Source organism: Stenotrophomonas sp. YJH_SMC_94-11 (genome assembly GCF_059370435.1).
In genome coordinates this window covers 124,752-143,839 of the sequence record NZ_JCAFTR010000011.1, presented here as the reverse complement: position 1 = coordinate 143,839, position 19,088 = coordinate 124,752, and the positions used below count along the sequence as shown (strand labels likewise).

14 protein-coding genes are annotated in these 19,088 nt (G+C 68.2%); 1 reads left to right on the top strand and 13 read right to left on the bottom strand.

The window, feature by feature from the left end:
* Positions 1 to 95 precede the first annotated feature (95 nt).
* From trpA to trpB, 3 genes are read right to left on the bottom strand one after another with little or no spacing between them, the layout of a single operon-like run.
* Positions 96 to 905: a tryptophan synthase subunit alpha gene (trpA, locus tag AC5P74_RS18000; protein ID WP_346607867.1), complete on the bottom strand. Its 810-nt coding sequence runs from the start codon at positions 903 to 905 to the stop codon at positions 96 to 98.
* Between the two features lies 1 nt (position 906).
* Entirely contained in the window at positions 907 to 1,587 is a 681-nt protein-coding gene (locus tag AC5P74_RS17995; protein WP_005417951.1) for a hypothetical protein, read from the bottom strand.
* Positions 1,584 to 2,801 carry a tryptophan synthase subunit beta gene (gene trpB, locus AC5P74_RS17990; RefSeq protein WP_005417953.1) on the bottom strand — a complete coding sequence of 406 codons (1,218 nt, stop codon included), beginning with the start codon at positions 2,799 to 2,801 and terminating at the stop codon, positions 1,584 to 1,586. The genes AC5P74_RS17995 and trpB overlap by 4 nt, the downstream gene beginning before the upstream one ends.
* A 97-nt stretch (positions 2,802 to 2,898) precedes the next feature.
* Here trpB and AC5P74_RS17985 point away from each other — a divergent pair, with 97 nt between their 5' ends.
* Positions 2,899 to 3,786: a LysR family transcriptional regulator gene (locus AC5P74_RS17985; RefSeq protein ID WP_346607866.1), complete on the top strand. Its 888-nt coding sequence runs from the start codon at positions 2,899 to 2,901 to the stop codon at positions 3,784 to 3,786.
* 71 nt (positions 3,787 to 3,857) lie between these two features.
* Here AC5P74_RS17985 and AC5P74_RS17980 read toward each other — a convergent pair whose 3' ends face one another.
* From AC5P74_RS17980 to AC5P74_RS17935, 10 genes are all read right to left on the bottom strand, one after another.
* Positions 3,858 to 4,967, bottom strand: a complete 1,110-nt coding sequence (locus AC5P74_RS17980) for a toxic anion resistance protein (protein ID WP_346607865.1) — start codon at positions 4,965 to 4,967, stop codon at positions 3,858 to 3,860.
* Positions 4,968 to 5,011: 44 nt separating this feature from the next.
* A complete protein-coding gene (locus tag AC5P74_RS17975) occupies positions 5,012 to 5,719 on the bottom strand; it encodes a hypothetical protein (RefSeq protein ID WP_346607864.1) in 708 nt (235 codons plus the stop codon).
* Positions 5,716 to 11,103 carry a DNA repair ATPase gene (locus AC5P74_RS17970; protein WP_495205019.1) on the bottom strand — a complete coding sequence of 1,796 codons (5,388 nt, stop codon included), beginning with the start codon at positions 11,101 to 11,103 and terminating at the stop codon, positions 5,716 to 5,718. The genes AC5P74_RS17975 and AC5P74_RS17970 overlap by 4 nt, the downstream gene beginning before the upstream one ends.
* A gap of 82 nt (positions 11,104 to 11,185) precedes the next feature.
* Positions 11,186 to 13,204: a flotillin family protein gene (locus AC5P74_RS17965; protein WP_495205018.1), complete on the bottom strand. Its 2,019-nt coding sequence runs from the start codon at positions 13,202 to 13,204 to the stop codon at positions 11,186 to 11,188.
* Positions 13,204 to 13,878, bottom strand: coding sequence for a hypothetical protein (locus tag AC5P74_RS17960; protein WP_346607862.1), 675 nt, complete (start codon positions 13,876 to 13,878; stop codon positions 13,204 to 13,206). The genes AC5P74_RS17965 and AC5P74_RS17960 overlap by 1 nt, the downstream gene beginning before the upstream one ends.
* Before the next feature lie 168 nt (positions 13,879 to 14,046).
* Positions 14,047 to 14,703 (bottom strand): phosphoribosylanthranilate isomerase, encoded by a 657-nt coding sequence (locus tag AC5P74_RS17955; protein ID WP_053500245.1) that lies wholly within the window; start codon positions 14,701 to 14,703, stop codon positions 14,047 to 14,049.
* Positions 14,700 to 15,470 carry a tRNA pseudouridine(38-40) synthase TruA gene (gene truA, locus AC5P74_RS17950; protein ID WP_053500246.1) on the bottom strand — a complete coding sequence of 257 codons (771 nt, stop codon included), beginning with the start codon at positions 15,468 to 15,470 and terminating at the stop codon, positions 14,700 to 14,702. The genes AC5P74_RS17955 and truA overlap by 4 nt, the downstream gene beginning before the upstream one ends.
* 33 nt (positions 15,471 to 15,503) lie before the next feature.
* Positions 15,504 to 15,866, bottom strand: coding sequence for a VOC family protein (locus AC5P74_RS17945; protein ID WP_005417973.1), 363 nt, complete (start codon positions 15,864 to 15,866; stop codon positions 15,504 to 15,506).
* A gap of 26 nt (positions 15,867 to 15,892) precedes the next feature.
* A complete protein-coding gene (locus AC5P74_RS17940) occupies positions 15,893 to 17,896 on the bottom strand; it encodes a type IV pilus assembly protein FimV (protein ID WP_495205017.1) in 2,004 nt (667 codons plus the stop codon).
* A gap of 145 nt (positions 17,897 to 18,041) precedes the next feature.
* Positions 18,042 to 19,070, bottom strand: a complete 1,029-nt coding sequence (locus AC5P74_RS17935; protein WP_053500248.1) for an aspartate-semialdehyde dehydrogenase — start codon at positions 19,068 to 19,070, stop codon at positions 18,042 to 18,044.
* Positions 19,071 to 19,088 lie beyond the last annotated feature (18 nt).

Below are 19,088 nucleotides of genomic sequence, written 5' to 3'. Positions count from 1 at the left end.
GACGTACGTTTAGGTGCTGGGCGGTACCCGCCGCTGGCCGGCAGCCCTTGCACGCGAGCCATCAGGAGGATGCCGGCCAGCGGCCGGCAGTCCTGTTACGCGTCCAGCGCCTGCCGCAGCGGGGCGAGGAAGGCCCGGGCGCGCTGCACCGCGTCTTCCGCCGAGCCCGCTTCTGCCAGCGCCGCCACCAGCGCGCTTCCGACCACCACGCCATCGGCCTGGCGGGCCATGGCCGCGGCACTGGCGGCATCCTTGATACCGAAGCCCGCCACTACCGGCACCGATGCGCGCGCGCGCAACGCCTGCAGTCGGGTACTGGCGGCATCGCTGTCCAGGCGCTCGGACGCGCCGGTGACACCGGCAAAGCTGACGTAGTAGAGATAGCCACGGGCCAGCGCCAGCAGCTTGTCGGCTCGCGCCTCGCTGGTGGTCGGCGACGCCAGCAGGACCAGCGCAAGGCCGGCTGCGTCGAACGCCTGCTGGGCGTCGCCCGTTTCTTCCGGCGGCAGATCGACCAGCAGCACGCCGTCCACGCCGGCGTCGACGGCGGCCTTGGCGAAGGCCGCGTAGCCATGGATCTCCACCGGGTTGAGGTAGCCCATCAGCACCACGGGGGTCTGCGCATCGCGTTCGCGGAACTGCGCCACGGCCTGCAGGACGTAGCGGCTGCCGGCGCCGCGCGCCAGCGCGCGCTCGGAGCTGCGCTGGATGGTCGGGCCATCGGCCATCGGGTCGGAAAACGGCACGCCCAGTTCGATCACGTCGGCGCCGGCCTCGACCAGTGCGTGCATGACCGGCACGGTCGCCTCCAGCGAGGGATCACCGGCGGTGACGAAGGGAATCAGCGCCTTGCGCTGCTGTTCGCGCAGACGCAGGAAACAGGCATCGAGTCGGGATACGGGCATTTCAGGCACATCCTTCAATCAGTTCAATCGCATCGCTGGTTCCCCAGTACATCCGGGTGACCTTCCCTTCAAACAGTTCCAGGCGGATACCCAGGTCCGAACCCGGGTCCTGCCAGGTGAGGTACTCGCCCTGGTCACCGTCGTAGGCATGCGGGCTGGATACCGGCGGCTTCGGGAACTGCGCCATGGCCTGGGCACGGGTCATGCCGATGCGCAGGCCGAATGGACCGGGCTGTTCAACCGGCAGCTCCGGGTCGTCGCCCGGCTTCAGATCAAAACGGACCACGCGGTCGTCGTCGGTCATCATCGACACGCCCGGCGGCAACCCCCTGCCGTCGTAGTACTCGCAGTCGCCTTCGAAGAACTCTTTCGCGCCCTGCGCCTTCCAGGGCCCCAGTGACTTCAGGTCCCCCATGTGCTGGCCGACCAGCACTTCGCCGGCATGGTCCAGTGCCACCGAGGCGACGGCGGGGGCGTTGTCGCCGTTGCTCTCTTCCGCAGACGGCGGATCGACGATTGGCGTACGCGCCATCGGGTCGAGGTCATCGTTGGCGGCCGGCTGCTGTGCGGGCTGCGCGGTGGCTTTGGCAGCCGGCGCAAGCACTGGCGGTTCCGGCGGCTGGCACGCGGCCAGGCCCAGCACCAGCAGAAGCACCCCGCTGTTCCGCAGCAGCGCGCTCACAGCACCAGCCCTTCGCGCGCGGCGATGGTGTGCACGTCCTTGTCGCCACGGCCGGACAGGTTGCACAGCACGATCTGGTCACGCGGACGCTCACGCGCCAGCTTGATCGCCTGTGCCAGTGCGTGGCTGGACTCCAGTGCCGGCAGGATACCCTCGGTATGCGCCAGCAGGTGGAAGGCCTGCAGCGCTTCTTCATCGGTGATGCCGAGGTAGCGCGCACGGCCGGTATCGGCCAGGAAAGCATGCTCCGGGCCGACGCCCGGATAGTCCAGGCCGGCCGACACCGAGTGGGTCTCGATGATCTGGCCGTCGTCGTCGCACAGCACATAGGTGCGGTTGCCATGCAGCACGCCCGGTCGACCGGCGGCGATCGATGCGGCGTGGCGGCCGGTGCCGATGCCGTCGCCGGCGGCTTCGGCGCCAACGATCTCGACCTGGCGATCGTTGAGGAAGGCGTGGAACAGGCCGATGGCGTTGCTGCCGCCGCCGACGCAGGCGGTGATCGCATCGGGCAGGCGGCCATACTCGGCCAGCATCTGCTCGCGCGCCTCGCGGCCAACGATGGCGTTGAAGTCACGGACCATGCGCGGATACGGATCCGGGCCGGCCACGGTGCCGATGATGTAGAAGGTGTCCTGCACGTTGGTCACCCAGTCGCGCATCGCTTCGTTGAGCGCGTCCTTCAGGGTGGCCGAGCCGGAGGTGACCGGCACCACCGTCGCGCCCAGCAGCTTCATGCGGTAGACGTTGATCTTCTGCCGCTCGATGTCGGTGGCGCCCATGTACACCACGCATTCCAGGCCCAGGCGGGCGGCAACGGTGGCACTGGCAACACCGTGCTGGCCGGCACCGGTCTCGGCGATGATGCGCTTCTTGCCCATCCGCGCGGCCAGCAGCGCCTGGCCGATGGTGTTGTTGATCTTGTGCGCGCCGGTGTGGTTCAGGTCTTCACGCTTGAGCAGGATCTGCGCGCCGCCGACATGGTCGCTCAGGCGCTGGGCGTGGTAGATCGGGCTCGGCCGGCCCACGTAATGGGCCAGGTCGCGGTCGTAGGCAGCCTGGAATGCCGGGTCCTGACGGGCCTGGTCATAGGCCTGGGCCAGTTCCTGCAGCGGACCCACCAGGGTTTCGGCAACAAAGCTGCCGCCGTAGCGGCCGAAATGGCCCTGGGCGTCCGGGAAGGCGTGGTAGTCGGCAATGGGGGAGGCAGACATGGAAGCGACCGCTGGTTCGAGACAGGTGGATACTCTAGCGCACGGGTCTTGACCGGAAAATGGATATTATCTGGCGCATATCGTCAGGAAATCTCACATGAGCCGTTCCCTGCTGCCGCCGCTCAATGCGCTGCGTGCGTTCGAGGCCACCGCCCGTCTCGGCGGCGTTGGCCGCGCCGCACACGACCTGCATGTCACCCACGGTGCGGTCAGCCGCCAGCTGAAGCTGCTGGAAGACCATCTCGGCCTGGCGCTGTTCCAGCGTGCCGGTCGCGGCCTGCGCCTGACCGCTGCGGGCACGCGGCTGCAGGCAGCGTGCAGCGAGGCCTTCGGCGGCATCGAAGACTGCGTGCGCGAACTGCGGCGGCCGGCGGCGGCCCCGGCGCTGGTACTGGGCTGTAGCGGCAGCGTGCTGGCGCGCTGGATGATCCCGCGCCTGCCTGCGCTGCAGGCCGCCCTGCCCGGCGTGCGCCTGCAATGGTCAGCGCTGGATGGCAGCTTCACCGAGGCACAGGCGGCACTGGATGCGGTATTGCTGCTGGCGCAGGGGCCGTGGCCCCGCGGCTGGCAGGTGCGTGAGCTGGCCCCGGAACGGGTCGGCGTGGTGGTGGCCCCCTCGCATCCGGCCGCGCAGCGCCTGCGGCATGTACCGCCCTCGGCGCTGCTGCAGGAAACGCTGCTGCACACCAGCTCACGGCCGCAGGCGTGGCCGGCGTGGGCGCAGGCGCACGCTCTGGACCCCGCGAAGCTGCAGCTGGGTACGGCCTTCGAGCATCTGTACTACCTGCTGGAGGCAGCGGTGGCCGGGCTGGGCCCGGCGATCGCACCCGAGCCACTGGTGGCCGAGGACCTGGCCGCCGGGCGACTGGTCGCGCCGTGGGGGTTTGCCGCCACCGGTGGTTTCTGGGTGCTGGCGCGACCGGACGGACCACCTGATGCGCGCGTGGATGCGCTCGCCGACTGGCTGGGCCGGCAACTCCGCTGACAACAAAAAGGGGACGGAGGGAATTAAGTCGTTTGTGCCACTTGCGACTTAATTCCCTCCGTCCCCTTTTTTCAGCTGGCGGTCGGTGTGGCCAGGCGCTGCTGCAGGTCTTCGCGCAGGCGCGACAGCTCGACTTCGGCCTGCTGCCGCTGCTGCATCCCTTCGCGATGGATGCTGCGCACTTCTTCCACCGTGGCGATCAGCTGGTCGTGCACATGGCGCAGCGTGGCCACGTCGATCACGCCGCGCTGGTTGCTGCGCGCGGTATCCACCGAGGCCTGGCGCAGCAGGTCGGCATTGCGACGCATCAGTTCGTTGGTGGCGTCATCGATGGCCGTGGACAGTTCGACCGCAGCCTTCTGTTCGCCCAGCGAGAGCTGGATGGCGAACTGGCGCTTCCACGACGGAATGGTGATGTCGCGGACGGTGTTGAACTTCTCGATCAGCTGCAGTGCGTTGGCCTGGATCAGGCGGACCATCGGCAGCGACTGGTCGGCGGCGTGCTGCATCAGCTGCAGGTCGGACACGCGCTTCTCGATCAACCGGATCGCATTGTCGATCTCGCCCTGGCGGATGCGCTGCTGGGGGTCCTCACTGCCCTGCCCGGCCAGCTGTTCGGCCTGCAGTTCGGCCAGCCGCTGCTTGCCCGCTGCCGCATACAGTCCGAGCGCACGACGTTCTTCGCGGACGATATCGTGCATGCGGTCGAACTCCCCCACGCGCTTTCCCATCAACGCCTGCTGCACGCCGACGTCGGCCAGCAGCTGTTCGATCTGCGCATTGGTGTCGCTGAACTTCTGCACCAGCTCGCCCTTGGAGGCGCGCATGCGATCAATCAGGCCACCGATCACCGGCACCTTCGATCGCTGCGTGAAGCCATCCAGCTTCAGGCTGCGCGCGATGCGCACCACTTCGCCCAGCTTCTCGCCACTGGCATCCAGGTCACGATTGCGCACCTGGTCCAGCAACTGGCTGGAGAACGCTGCGGTGCGCGTGGCCGCTTCGCGGCCGAACACCTGCAGGTTGCCCGGGCGCAGATCGTCCAGTTCCAGACGGATCTCGGCGATGCGCGGCAGATCCTCGCGTACCAGTCCCAGCGCCTGCAGCGCACCTTCATCGAGCGCAGTGGCGGTGGTCGTGCCGGGTACGAGGGCACCGGGGGTCTGGCTGTCCTGGGTCATCGGGCAGTCTCCTTGCAGTTGGGTAAGCGGCAGCGGCGGCCGGCTCAAGGCAGTCTAGCCTGAGCCGCGGCCACCTCGTCATCGATCTGTGCGTGCAACGTGGCAGCCTTGCCAGCCAACGCAGCGCCCGCAGCGGCCTGGCCCGCCAGTACAGCCTGCCGCCAGGCCGGCAGCAGCACGTCATGGATGCGCGCGAAGCGTTGCAGCAGCATGTTGTCCTGGTCCTGCAGCAGCTGCCATTGACCGGCTTCCAGGCGGCGCAGCGAGGCCAGCCGGCGAAGATGGTCCAGCCGATGCGACAGCGCGGCCTGACCGGCGCTATCCAGCGTCGTCAGCCGCGACGCAGCCAGTTCGGCCCAGCCATCCAGCGCCGCGGCCGCCGCGGAATGCTCAACGATGGCCATGGCCCGCAGCTGCATGTGCTGCTGCAGGTGCTGGGCCTGCTCACGCGCCTGCAGGGCCAGTACGCCCAGCTGCGACTGCAGCGCGTGCCCTTCTGCTTCGCGAGCGACATCGCGCCCCAGCAGCCGTCCCCACCAGCCTTCCTGCTGCCGGATCTGCGCCGGGTTGCCGGCCTGCAGGGCCAGCGCGATGCGCGCAAGCGCAGCCACCAGGCGCTCGCCCGCATCCGGTGGCAACGGCGTTTCGCGCCGCGCCAGCGCCTGCAGCAACGGCGCACCATAGTTGGCCAGCGCAGCGACATCGACCGTATCCGGCAGCATCGGTGGCGGCAGTGGCACGCGCGTGGTCACGGCAGCGGCGGCGGCTTCGGCGTGGATGCCGGCATGCCATCGCCGTCTTCCGGTGGCAATGACTCGCCGTAGAAATGGCGCATCAGCGCCTCATCCAGCGCCCGCTCCTCCGGCGTCGCGGCGCGGCGCACGCGCGCGCGCTGCGCCACCACAGCGCTCGGCGTGCCCCGCTCGACCTGCTGTCGCGCCCAGCCGGCGAACGCGGCCAGGGTCTGCGACACCTGCACCTGCTGCGCCTGCGATGCCGCCAGCAGCTCCACCAGCGGCGCCAGGCCCGCCTGCAGGTCTTCGGCCAGGGCCGTGGCCGGCACGCTGGGGGCTGCCACGACCGGCGCCGGCGCGGCGGCGGGACGCGCCTCTGAAAGGCGATGCAGGGCCTCCAGCAGCGCCGGCCACGGCGCCGGGTCCGCAACGGGGATCGCTTCCGGCGCGGGCGATGGCAGCTGCAGCGCGGTGGCGATATCGGCCAGCTGCGCCACCACGCGCCCGCCGACATCGCTGTCGTCGGCACCCATGGCCTTGTTGCGCAGGAAGTCGCGCTTGATCTGCGCCCAGCGCTGCGCCTGCGTGTCATCCAGTACGCCGCGCAGTTCGGCCAGCTTCAACAGGTTCTCCTCGGCGCCGGTGGTCAGCAGCTGCGCCTCGCCCAGGTAGTGGTCGGAGATCAACTGCTGCAGTTCGTCCTCGTTCATCACCGGGGAGATCTTCTCGGCCAGCTTGTTCATGTTGCGGTAGCTGCCCTGCAGGCGGAACGGCGGCTCGGTGCGGTAGCGGTCGTCCTGTGCGGCGCTGGCGATGTACTGCTGGTTGACCCGGTAGACCACGTCGCGCACACGCAGCATGCGCTGCAGGGTGGCGGTGATCTCGTTGATCTCCGCGCTGCTGTAGGCGTGGCTGAGGCTGTTGGTCGAGACCTCCTTGCCCATCGCGCGGTCGACCAGCACATACAGGTCGGCCATGTCGCGCGTGGCCAGCGGCGCCAGCACCGGATTGGAGGTCAGGCTGTTCTCGATGTAGCTGAGGGTGAAGGCGGCCTCCATGCCACCGAGCACGTCACCGAGGTTGTAGATGTCGGCACGGTTGGCCAGCATGTCCGGAATCTTGAACACCTCGCCGGACTCGGTGTACGGGTTGCCGGCCATCACCACGCAGAACTTCTTGCCGCGCATGTCGTAGGTGCGTGTGCGACCGCGCCACACACCCTCGATACGGCGGGTGCCATCGCACAGCGAGATGAACTTCTGCAGGAACTCGGGATGGGTGTGCTGGATGTCGTCCACATACAGCATGGTGTTGTTGCCCATTTCCAGCGCCAGGTTGAGCTTCTCCAGCTCCTGCCGCGAGGTCGCGTCCGGTGCCTGGGCCGGGTCCAGCGAGCGCACCTCGTGGCCCAGCGCCGGGCCGTTGATCTTCATGAAGACCAGGCCCAGCCGGTGCGCCACGTATTCCATCAGCGTGGTCTTGCCATAGCCCGGGGGCGAAATCATCATCAGCAGGCCCATCAGATCGCTGCGCTTGTTCTCGCCGACCGTGCCCATCTGCTTGGCCAGGTTGTCACCGATCACGCCCAGGTAGACATCGTTGATCAACTTGTTGCGTACGAACGAGGACAGCGGCCGCGCCTTGAACTCGGAAATCCGCAGGGTCTCGCGCTCGCGACCGATGATGCCCTGGCGCAGCGCCTGGTAGGCATGGAACGCTGGCACGAAATGACGCAGGTGCTGCTGCAGGCGCGCCAGGAAATCATCCAGCGATACCACCAGCGTGCCATTGCTGATGCGTGCGTGTTCACCCAGCAGGCCATTGACCTCCGCCTGCAGTGCGGCATCGCTGGTACGGGTGCGCAACTGGCGCTGCACCAGCAGCAACGCGGCGGCTTCGTCGACATAGCCGGCATGCTGGGCATGCGCCGGCATCCGCGCCACTGCGCGCAGCCACTGCCCAGCCAATGACCAACGCGTAGCCAGCGGATCCTGGCCGCGCTGCAGGGCACGCTCGACCGCCTCACGCTGCCCCGCCTGCTCCAGCTGCTGGGCCAATGCCTCCAGCAGCGCCACCGCGTGGCGGCTGCTGCTGAACACCGGATCGCCCGCCGCCAGTTCTTCGCCCAGATAGGCGGATGCAGCCTGCGCGGCATCGGCATCGAACGGCAACACGTGGGACTGCGCATACGCCAGCAGCGCCTCGGCCATTTCTGTGCGCAACGCCAGACGCCCTTCGTCGGACCCCAGCAGGCGTGCCAGCGCCTCGGCGCCCACCTGCCGCGCAGGCCATTGCGCCACCGCTTCGCGCCGCTGCTCGGCGGCCCAGAACAGCAACGCCAGCGCACGCACCCGCGGTGCATGGCGCAGGCTGCCGGCCGCCTGCTGCAAAGGCAGTAGCGCACGCAGGATCAGTGCCGCATCGTGGTCATGGATGCCGCGCTCGTAGCCTTCGCGATAGCGTGGTGCGGCAAACGCACGCACGCGCTGATCCAGCGCTTCCGGGTTCGCGACGTCGTGCTGCAGCGCAGCCAGATCGAGGCCGTCGCGCCCCTCCTGCGCGGCCAGCAGCAGGCTGCCGGCCAGGTACTCGCCGCGATACAGCGTGGGCGATTCCGAGTCGAGGGTGACCGGCCAGAACGGCTTGAGTGCGTCCAGCTCCGGGTCGTGCAGGGTCTCCAGGAAGTCGGTGCCGGTCAGATGGATGGCCAACGTATCGCCACGCGGCAACAGGGTCAGGTCCAGTGCCTGCGTATTGACGCTGAAGCGATGGCGCGGGCCCAGCCGCACCACGTTGCCGCCGGCTTCGTACAGGTCACTGCGGTCGCGCAGCTGGCGCACCGCCTGGTCACGCACGCCCTTCAGCCGCGCCTCGATGTCGTCGGCCTTGACGTTGTCGTGCAGCGTGCGCAGGCGCTCGGCCAGCTCACGCAGCTTGAGGATCAGCGGATCGCCGGCAAAGAACGCGTTGAGCTCATCGGCGGTGGCGAAGCGCTCGGTGCGCCTGGCCAGGCCGTCGAGGATCCGATTGGCCGCATCCAGTACCGAACGCGCCTTGCGCTGGCGGTCATCCAGCAAGGCCTGCTTGTGCGTTTCGAAGGCCTCGACCAGCTCTTCGCGCTTGCTCAGGATGTCGCCGAGGAACTGCTCGTGTTCGCCGAACTGGCTCTCCAGTTCTTCCAGCTGGACCAGCAGGCGCGACAACTGCTCGTCGGCACGTTCGGGGTCGGTGGCCAGCGCCAGCGCGCTGGTGATCGACTGCGAGAACAGCGCGAACTGGGCGGCGAACTGCGCCACGGCCTCGGCCGAACCGAGTGACCTGCGGCGCTGGTCAGCACGCGCGCGCGCCTGGTTGAGGCGACCGTACAGCACCGAGATCGACTCGACCACGCGGGTGCGGACAGTGGCATCGTCCACCTTCAGGCCGGCCATCAGCTCGGACAGCATGTCCAGGTCGGACGCCATGCCACGCAGGCCTTCCAACTGCTCGTCCAGCTGGCGCGCCGTCTGTGCCTGCTGCGCGGCATCGTCCAGCGCCTGCAGGCGCGTGGCCAGCGGCGCCAGCGCCTCCTCGCCGGCGAGGAAGTCACCGGTGGCGGCGCCAACACGGTCCTGTGCCTCCACCAGTTCGACGGTCATCGTCTCGATGCGCGCGGTGTCGATGTAGCGCAGCTCGCGGAGGGTCAGCAGCCGCCCGCGCAATGCGGTGATCGCGTTGAGGGCCTCGACGAAGGCCTGCACCTCGCTCCAGTTCTGCGGTTGCAGCCGGCCCAGCAGCGCCTTGTGCGCGGCCTCGGCCTCCAGCATCGCCTGCGCCGATTGCTGACGGATCGACTGCACCTTCTCGTACTCGTCCAGCACCGATTCGCCGGTCGCGCTGATCTGCCGCAGCAACGCCTCGGCGCCATCGCAGGCCGCGTCACCCAGCCAGTGGTGCGCATCGAACAGGCGCCGCGTATCGGCCACCAGGCGCTGGTAGCGCTGTACCGACACGTCCTGGCCATCGATCTCGCGCGCCAGGTTGAACAGGTTGGAAATGCCGCGCACCAGCTCGGCGTTGCCGATGCGGCCCATGAACGTGTTGCCGGGCGGCCGGTTGGCGGCGAACTCGTCACTGCTGAACGGCGTCTGCCAGACCTGCATCGGATGGATGCGAGTCGGTTCGCTGCCCTCGGCATGGAACAGCACCATGCGCCCGTCCTGCATCAAGGCGTAGCCATGGCCGAACACCGGGTTCTGCAGCACGCGCTGGATGGTGTTGTAGACGAACAGCGCCGAGCGCCCGCCTTCGCGCTCGTAGAAGATGTACAGCACGTCCTCGCCGTTTGGCGAACGGATGCTGCGCTTGAACTGCATGCCGGCCATCGATGCATCAAATGCCTTGTGCTCGCCGCCCTGCAGGTAATAGCCACCCGGGAAGATCACGCCATGGTCTTCGGGCAGCTGCACGCAGGCCTGCACGATCGCATCATTGCGCACGATGCCGCCGCTCAGCGTGTTGTAGATCAGGCCGCGCCATTCGGTCTCGCGGTACGGCAGCACCTTCAGCAATACCAGCGAGCCGACCCGGGCGAACTCGAACTGGGCGTCGTCCAGCGACTGCGTGCTGTCCTCCACGGGTTCACTGTAGATGCCCTGTCCGGTTTCGGTGTTGTTTTCGACCTTGATGGTGAGGTCGCCACCGGTGGTCTCAACGAACAGGGTGTCGAGGATGTTCAGGTGCGAGTGGCGGCCGTTGACCGCGAGGTCGCGGGTCGCCCGGGTCCATTCGAAGTCGAACGGCGGCGGCAGTGCGATATCGCGCTCACCGCGCGCATCCAGGTAAGTCAGCTCGCCCTCGCGCGACAGCGCCCAGCGGAACACGCGCACGTCGCTGCTGCGCTCGCCGATCTGGAACGAGGCCAGCAGCTTGTCGCCGACCACGATCAGCTGCAGCAGGCGCGCGTGCTTGTAGTAGGCATACAGCTCGTTGAAATCGTGCACGAAGCCGGGCTGGTCGAGGAAGCTGCCCTTCAGTTCCAGCGCAGCGACGTCGTAGCCGTCGCTGCCCTGCACCAGCCGGTACAGGCCGAACACATCCTCGATGCGGGTCTGGGTCTTCAACCCGATGAACACGTTGTAGCCGAACAGCAGGCGGTCCGGGCCCACCTGCACGATGTCACGGCCGACGCAGTTGTTGTCGCTGCGGATGCGGAAGCGCCCGACCACCTCCAGGCGGCTGTCGCCGAACTCGGCCAGGCGCTGGCGGTTGAGCGTTTCGGCCAGGCCCTGCAGGCGCTGGCCCTGCTCGGCCAGGCGGCGGCGCAGGACTTCGTAGGCGCCGCCCTGGGCGACAGCCAGGTCGACGGTGCTGCCGCCGGCCTCCGGCGCAGTGGATTCGGCGGACGGATGGATTTCAGACATCAGCAGGTTTCCGGCTCACGGGCGGACGGCCGCGGTTGCGGCCGGCGCGGGCGGGCGATGGCGGCGGCCATCGCCCGATGCATCAACGGGCGCTGTCGACCACGGTAGCCGACACGGTCGGTACCGCTTCGGCATCCTCGGCGATCTGGCGCGGCGCCGGTTCGGCCACGGCCACGCCCAGGTAGCGCTGCATCAGCTCCTGCACGATCGGGCTCTTGCCGGCGAAGCCTTCGATCGACTTGCCCAGCGACACCGCCCTGACCAGGTTCTCGAACATGCCGCCGTCGCCACCGACCAGGTCGATATCGGCGTTGCGCAGCGCACTGGCGATGACATTGGCGTTCTCGCGCGAGACTTCCTTGCCGGCTTCGATCGAGGCCAGCGCCTGCTTCAGGCTGTTGTCCAGCATCATGCGGAACTCTTCATGGCCACGTGCCTGGTCACTCAGCGAGGCGATGGCTTCGAACTTGCGCACCAGGCCCTCGGCCTCGGCCAGCAGCTTCTTCTGCACCACGCCGGCTTCGGCATTGCCCAGCGACTCGGTGGCGGTGGCACGGGCCAGGCCCATCTTTTCCTCGCCCTGTGCCTGCGCCTGCAGGGTCTCGGCCAGCACGCGGGCTTCGTTGCTGCCCTGCTTCAGGCTGGCTTCGGCCTTGGCTTCGATCACGCGGGCCTCGGCAATGCCGACCTTCTCGATGGCCAGCGCCGAAGCTTCACGCACCTGCGCTTCGGCCAGGCCCGGCGCTGCCTGTTCGGCACGCAGGGCATCAGCCAACAGGCGCTTGGCTTCGGCCTGCTTGCCGGCCGCTTCATGCTCGGCCTGGGCCAGCGTGGTCAGTTCCACCGCGCGATGCTTTGAAGCGGTCTCGCGCGCCTGCGCTTCCTTGACTTCGCGCACCAGCGCTTCCTGCGCCTTGGCCTCGGCTTCCAGGATCAGCACCTGCTTCTGGCGGTCGGCCTCGGAGACTTCGCGCACTTCCTTGATGCGCTCCTCTTCCTGCGCCACGGTCTTGTCGATGGAGATGCGTTCACGGGTGATGTTGGCCACGTCCATCTTGCCCTGCTCGACCACCTTGTCACGCTCCACGCCCTGCAGCTGCACTTCACGATCGGTGGTGACCTGCTCCAGCTGGCGTGCGCGCTCCACGCGCTCGGCCTCGATGGCCACGGCACGCTGGCGGTTCTGCTCGGCCACTTCCACTTCGCGCAGGCGGTTCTGGTCGCGGATCTCGATCAGCTGCTGCGCTTCGATGCGGGCATTCTCGGACAGCTGGCGCTGTTCTTCCTGCACCTTGGCGGTCTCGGCCTCCTCGCGCGCACGGATGGTCTCGATCTCGCGCTTCTGCCGCGCTTCGGCTTCGGCCTGCTGGCGTTCCAGGGCCAGCAGCGCTTCGCGCGCTTCCACGTTCTTCTTGGTGATGGCGAGCTTCTCGTTCTGCTCCAGCTCGTTGGTCACCACGTTCTGCGCGGCGGTCAATTCGGTGATCTTGCGGATGCCCTGCGCATCGAGAATGTTGAACTGGTCCAGCAGCGATTTCGGGGTCTGTTCCAGGTAGTCGATCGCCACGTCCTCAAGGACGTAGCCGTTCAGATCATTGCCGATCACCGCGATGATCTCGTCGCGGAACTCCTGGCGCTTCTCGAACAGTTCGGTGAAGTCGAACTTCTTGCCGACCGTCTTCAGCGCTTCGGAGAACTTGGCGTTGAACAGCTCGTCGACGGCATGCTTGTCCGATGCACGGTCGGCACCGATGGCCTTGGCCACCCGCAGCACGTCGGCCTGGGTCTCGTTGACCCGCAGGTAGAACGCCACGGCGATATCGGCACGCATGTTGTCGCGGCAGATCAGGCCTTCCTTGCCGCGGCGGTCGATCTGCAGCGTGATCAGGCTGATCCGCATCAGCTCGGCGCGGTACAGCACCGGGATGATCAGCGCACCGGTGAAGTGCACCTTGGGCGTGGAGCTCATGTCGTTGACGATCAGGGCCACGCCCTGGTCGACCTTGCGGTAGAAGGCCTTGAACAGGCCGGCCAGGCCGAGCAGTGCGACCAGCAGCACGGCTACGCCGATCAGGAAGGGGGCCATGGTTGCCAACGTCATCAGTGATTCTCCTTGTTGCCCGGAAGCAGGTTGTCCTGGAAGTCGAGGGCGACCGCGTCGGCGCGGACCACCCGGTAATGGTGTTGATCAGCCACCTGTTCGACCAGCACGATGCGCTCGCCACGCTGCAGTTCGATCTCGCTGCGCACCTGCAGCACCAGTCCGGCGCCGCCATCGTCGAAGGTGGCGTGACCGCTGCGGGCATCCACCTTCGGCGAGGCAACCACGCCGGTACGCCCCAGCAGCGAGGCCTGCGCCACCGGGCGCAGGCGCAGCAGGAACCTGCGGACGGGGCGCAGCAGCAGCGCGGTGAACGGCACCGCCGGCAACGGCGCCAGCAGGGCCACGACCGCACCGATGGCCCAGCGCAGCAGGTCCGGCAGCGGCAACAGCACGAACAGATGGACGAAATAGGTGACGATCCAGGCGAAGAAACCCAGCAGCGTCACCACAAGCATGAGGGGAACCCCACCCAGGCCCCAGCGCGCCAGCAGCGCGGACAGTCCCTGCAGCTCATGTGGGTCGCCATGCAGTGCCCCATCGGCGCCGGCATCGCCAAACCCGTCGTCGACCAGGCCGAAGGCCGCCAGTGCCCAATACAGCACCGCCACCGCCAGCACGATGCTGTACGGCAGGGTCGGGAAACCGAACACGACGGTGAGGAACTCCTGCATCGCTTGCCTTCCTGGGCTGTGGGCGGCGGCCGCCCGTTCGGGACGCGCCGGACGCGCCCCGTCGATCCCCGCGCCGGCCCTCATGGCAGGCGCGCTTGGGACCATCCTATGTGAAGAATGCGTGCAGGCTCAAATCCAGGTCCAGATCACGGCAAATAGTGACGACAATCACTCAAGAACCGTGCAATCGGCGCGGCGCACTTCCTCGACGAAAGTACGCATCCTGTAGCCGTCCTTGATGCCCGGCTCCAGTTCGATGCCGCTGGAGACATCCACGCCCCACGGCAGGGTGGCCAGCACCGCGTCGTAGACGTTTTCCGGGTTCAGGCCGCCGGCGAGCAGGAACGGGCGATGCAGGCCGGTCGGGATCCGGCCCCAGTCGAAGGCCACGCCGGTGCCGCCACCGCCGCCCGGGGCATGGCTGTCGAACAGGAAACCGGCGGCGCTGGGATAGCGCAGCTGCAGGGTGCGGGCGTTGATCTCTTCACGCCCGCCCATGGCGATCGCCTTCAGGTAGGGCATGTTGAAGCTGCGGCAGAAGCCCTCGTCTTCCTCGCCGTGGAACTGCAGCAGGGTCGGTCGTACCGTGCGCAGCACCTCGCGCACCTCTTCCTTGCTGTTGTTGCGGAACAGCGCCACCACGTCGACCATGGGCGCGATCGCCTGGCGCATCGCGCGCGCTTCGGCCGGAGCGACCCGGCGGCTGCTTTCACGGGCAAAGATGAAACCCACCGCGTCCACGCCCAGCTCACCGGCCAGGCGGACATCGCCGGCCCGGGTCATGCCACAGAACTTGATGCGTGTGCGGTAGTAGGAGCGGCTCATAGCGTGACCTCGGCGGGCAGGTGCCAGTTGTCGGGGTACAGGGGCCCAAGGAACACCAGGCCCTGCGGCGGTGCGGTGGGACCGGCTACGGTGCGATCGCGCCCGGCCAGCAGTTCGGCGATCCATTCCACCGGCTTCTCGCCACTGCCCACCAGGATCAGCGATCCGACGATATTGCGGACCATGTGATGAAGGAATGCATTGCCCTGCACGGCAACCTCGATCACCTCGCCCTGGCGGCTGACCTGCAGTGACTGCAGCTCACGCCGGGCGTGCAGCGCCTGGCACTGCACCGAACGGAACGCGCTGAAATCGTTCTCGCCGAGCAGGGCCTGCCCGGCGGCGTGCATCAGGGTCTCGTCCAGCGCGCGGCGCTCCCAGCTCAAGGTCTGCCGGTCCAGCGCGGGCCGCACTTCGCGGTTGAGCAGGCGGTAGCGGTAGCGGCGTGCGCGCGCGGAGAAACGCGCGTGGAAATCCCCGGCCACCGGCACGCACCAGCGCACTGCGATCGAGCGCGGCAGGCGGGTGGTAGTGCCCAGCATCCACGCGCGCGGATCGCGCACCACGTCGGTATCGAAATGCACGACCTGGCACTGGCCGTGCACGCCGGCATCGGTGCGGCCGGCACAGACCACCTGCAGCGGCGAATCGGCCACCGACGACAGGGCCTGCTCAAGGCTGGCCTGCACGCTCGGGCCGCCCTCGCCCAGGTTCTGCCAGCCCCTGAAATCGCTGCCGTCGTACTCGACGCCAAGCGCGTAACGCATGTGCTACCTCAGATATTGCGGGAGGGGCGGCGCTCAGGCCGGATCGCGTTCGGACCACACCGCCAGTTCGTTGCCACCGGGCTCGACGAACTGGAAACGGCTGCCGCCGGGGAAGGAAAACACCGGCCGCACGATCTCACCGCCAGCGTCAAGCACCGCCGTTTCGATCGGTGCCAGCTGGTCAGCGTACAGCACCAGCAGCGGCGCACCGGCATCGCTGGCCCGCAGCGGCTGGCCGCGGAAGAAGCCGCCCTGCAGGCGGCCGTCGTCGAACGCGGTGTAGTCGCTGCCATAGTCTACGAACGACCAGCCGAACGCCTTCTCGAAGAAGGCGCGGCTGGCCGCAGGATCCGTGGAAGCGAATTCAACGTAGTCGATGCGGCGCTCGCGGCTCATGACGGGGTCCTTGTCGGCAGGGTCGATCACGGCAGGCGGGCCAGCAGTTCGCGGGCCTGGGCCTGGCAGTGCAGGTCGCCGCCCTCGGCCACTTCCTGCAGCAACGTTCGCGCGGTCTGGGCATCGCCCAGGTCGAGGTAGGCGATGGCCAGCTCAAGGCGCTCCTGCCCGGCGCGCGGCGCCCAGCCGGCATCGCCGGCCGGCGCCGCAGTACCGTCTTCATGCGGCGCTGCGCCTGAAGCCTCGCCGTCAGGGTGCTCGGCCGGCAGGTCGAACACGCCGCGGAACTGCGGCTGCTGTTCGGCGTGCAGCGCGTAGTCCGGCACTGCCACCTCGCCGGGGGCCGCCTGCGCGAGCGGCTCATCCTGCGCGGCGGCGGCCGGCGCGGGATCCTCCTGCGTGAGCACCGGCTCGTCCCAGCGCGGCAGGTCGGTCACTGCCTCGGGCAGCTCCACCACTTCGTCATCGCGCAGCGTCTGCGCCTGCCAGTCAGCCTGGGCGGCGACGTCGGCGACCGGTTCGGCAGCCACGTCATCCTGCCCCCCGGTTTCGCTCGCCCAAGCCGGCATCGCCGGCTCCTGGCGGCCCGCTTCGGGCCCCACCGACGACCACGAGGACTGCTCGGCCAGGGTATCCAGCGCCGCGCCCGCCGGTACCGCAGCGGTCAGACCGGCGGCATCGTCTTCGTCGCGCAGCGGCGGCAGCGGCGATGGCTTGCGACGACGCAGCAGCCAGGCTGCACCGGCCGCCAGCAGCAGCACTGGCAGCCCCAGCCAGTACCACGGCGTTGCCGCATCGCGGGTATCCGGTACCTGCGCCAGGCGCTGCTGCGCGGCGGCCAGGTCGTTGTCCTTCATCGCGATCAGCGACTGCTGCTGTTCCTTGAGTTTTTCCAGGTCGGCGACGCGCTGCTTCAGCTCGCCAATCTCGGCATCGCGGGTCGCGATGTCCTCGCGTGCCTGGCGCAGTTGTTCGTTGCCCAGCATGTCACCCTCGCTGCCGGCTCCAGTGCCGGTGGTTGTGCCCGCGCGCGCGGCGTCGGAAGCCAGCGCCGGGGCGATTTCAAGTCGTGCCCCATTGGCCGCGGCCGGGGAAGAAGCGTTCGTGGTTGCCGCCGCGGCCACCGGGGCGACGGTACCCGCCGGTTGCGGCACGGTGCGCGCCTGCCGCCACTGCGCGGCATGCTCGCGCACCAGCACTGCGGCCTCGGCGGCATCGACCGCCGCCAGTGCATCGCTGTCTGGCATGCGCAGTACGGCGCCTTGCTTGAGCAGGTTGACGTTGCCGCGGATGAAGGCCTCCGGGTTGGCCCGCAGCAGGGCGATCATCGCGCGGTCGCGGCTGACCTGGTTGCCGCGGGCCACCGCGCTGGCGATCTGCGACAGGGTCTGCCCACGCTGGACGATGACGCTGCCATCGGCTGCCTGCGCGGCAGCGGGTGCAGCCCCTGCCCGCGGGCGAGCCGATGCAGGTGCCGGCGCTGCCGCAGTGGACGGCGCAGGTGCGCTTGCGTTCTCCGCAGCGGCCGGTGCCGGTGCAACATCACGGACGATGGTGTTGGAGAGGGTACCTGCCGGCGCGACGATTTCCGGTTCGGCCACCGCCAGTGCGCTGGAGGGCGCATCAACCAGTGCCGAGTATTCGCGCACCAGGCGGCCCTGGCCCCAGTCGGCCTCGATCAGGAAGCTCAGCGACGGGGTTTCGACCGGCGTCTGCGAGGTCACCCGCACCACCGCCCTGCCCTGCGCATTGCGGGTCAGTTCGAACTGCAGCTCGCTGACCAGCCCGGCCGGCCGCTGCAGGCCGACGCGTTCGAAGGTGACCGCAGAGGCCAGCGCGACGCGCAGGTTCTCCAGTTCGGATGGATCGGCCGAGACTACCGGGATTTCGGCCAGCAGGGGCTGGCCCGGCTTGGACAGGACACGGATGTCACCCAAGCCCAGGGCAAGCGCCGAACTGCTGGCCAGGGCCAGCAGCGCGGTGGAAAGATAGAGGAGCGGGCGCTTTGCGCCCCTGGCCCGTTTATTCATGGGCGACACTATAAAGCGTGCGGACCGCGGTCCGCATCCACCGAGGGGGACCTTCGGCGGTGCTGGCCGCTGGCCGGCACCACCACATGCCCATCACGGCAATGCCGGCCAGCGGCCGGCACTACCGGTCAGGCAACCACGGTGATCAACGCTGTTCGGCGGCGACCAGCTCGGCCAGCTGCACGGCGTTCAGGGCAGCGCCCTTGCGCACGTTGTCCGACACGATCCACAGGTTCAGGCCACGCGGGTGCGACAGGTCCTCGCGGATACGGCCGACATACACCGCATCGGTCCCCGAAGCATGGGTAACCGGAGTCGGATAGCCACCGGCCTCGTGACGATCCACCACTTCGATGCCCGGCGACTGCTCCAGCAGCGCGCGCGCTTCAGCGACGGTGACCTTGTCGCGGGTCTCGATCGCCACCGACTCGGAGTGGCCGTAGAACACCGGCACGCGCACCGCGGTCGGGTTCACCAGGATGCTGTCGTCACCCAGGATCTTGCGGGTTTCCCAGATCAGCTTCATCTCTTCCTTGGTGAAGCCGTTGTCCTGGAAGTCGTCGATGTGCGGGATCAGGTTGAAGGCGATCTGCACCGGGAAGCGCTGCGGATCGATCTCCTGGAAGCTGAGCAGCTGGCCGGTCTGCTTGCCCAGCTCCTCGGTGGCCGAACGACCACCGCCGGACACCGACTGGTAGGTGGAGACGTTGATGCGCTCGATGCCGTACTTGCGGTGCAGCGGCGCCAGCGCCACCAGCATCTGCATGGTCGAGCAGTTCGGGTTGGCGATGATGCCGCGCGGACGGTTGGCGACCTGTTCCGGGTTGACCTCGGACACCACCAGCGGCACGTCATCGTCGTAACGGAAGGCCGAGGAGTTGTCGATCACCACCGCACCGGCGGCGGCGAACTTCGGTGCGTATTCCTTGGACACGCTGCCGCCAGCCGAGAACAGCGCGATCTCGACACCGGTCGGATCGAAGGTGGCCAGGTCCTGGACCTTGACCTTCTGGCCGTTGAATTCAATCTCGCCACCGGCCGAACGCTCGGAGGCGAGGACGCTCAGGGTGCCGACCGGGAAATCACGCTCGGCCAGGATCGACAACATGGTCTCGCCAACGGCGCCGGTGGCACCGACGACGGCGACGTGGAAACTGCGCTGTGCATTGCTCATGGGGAACTCTCACGAAAA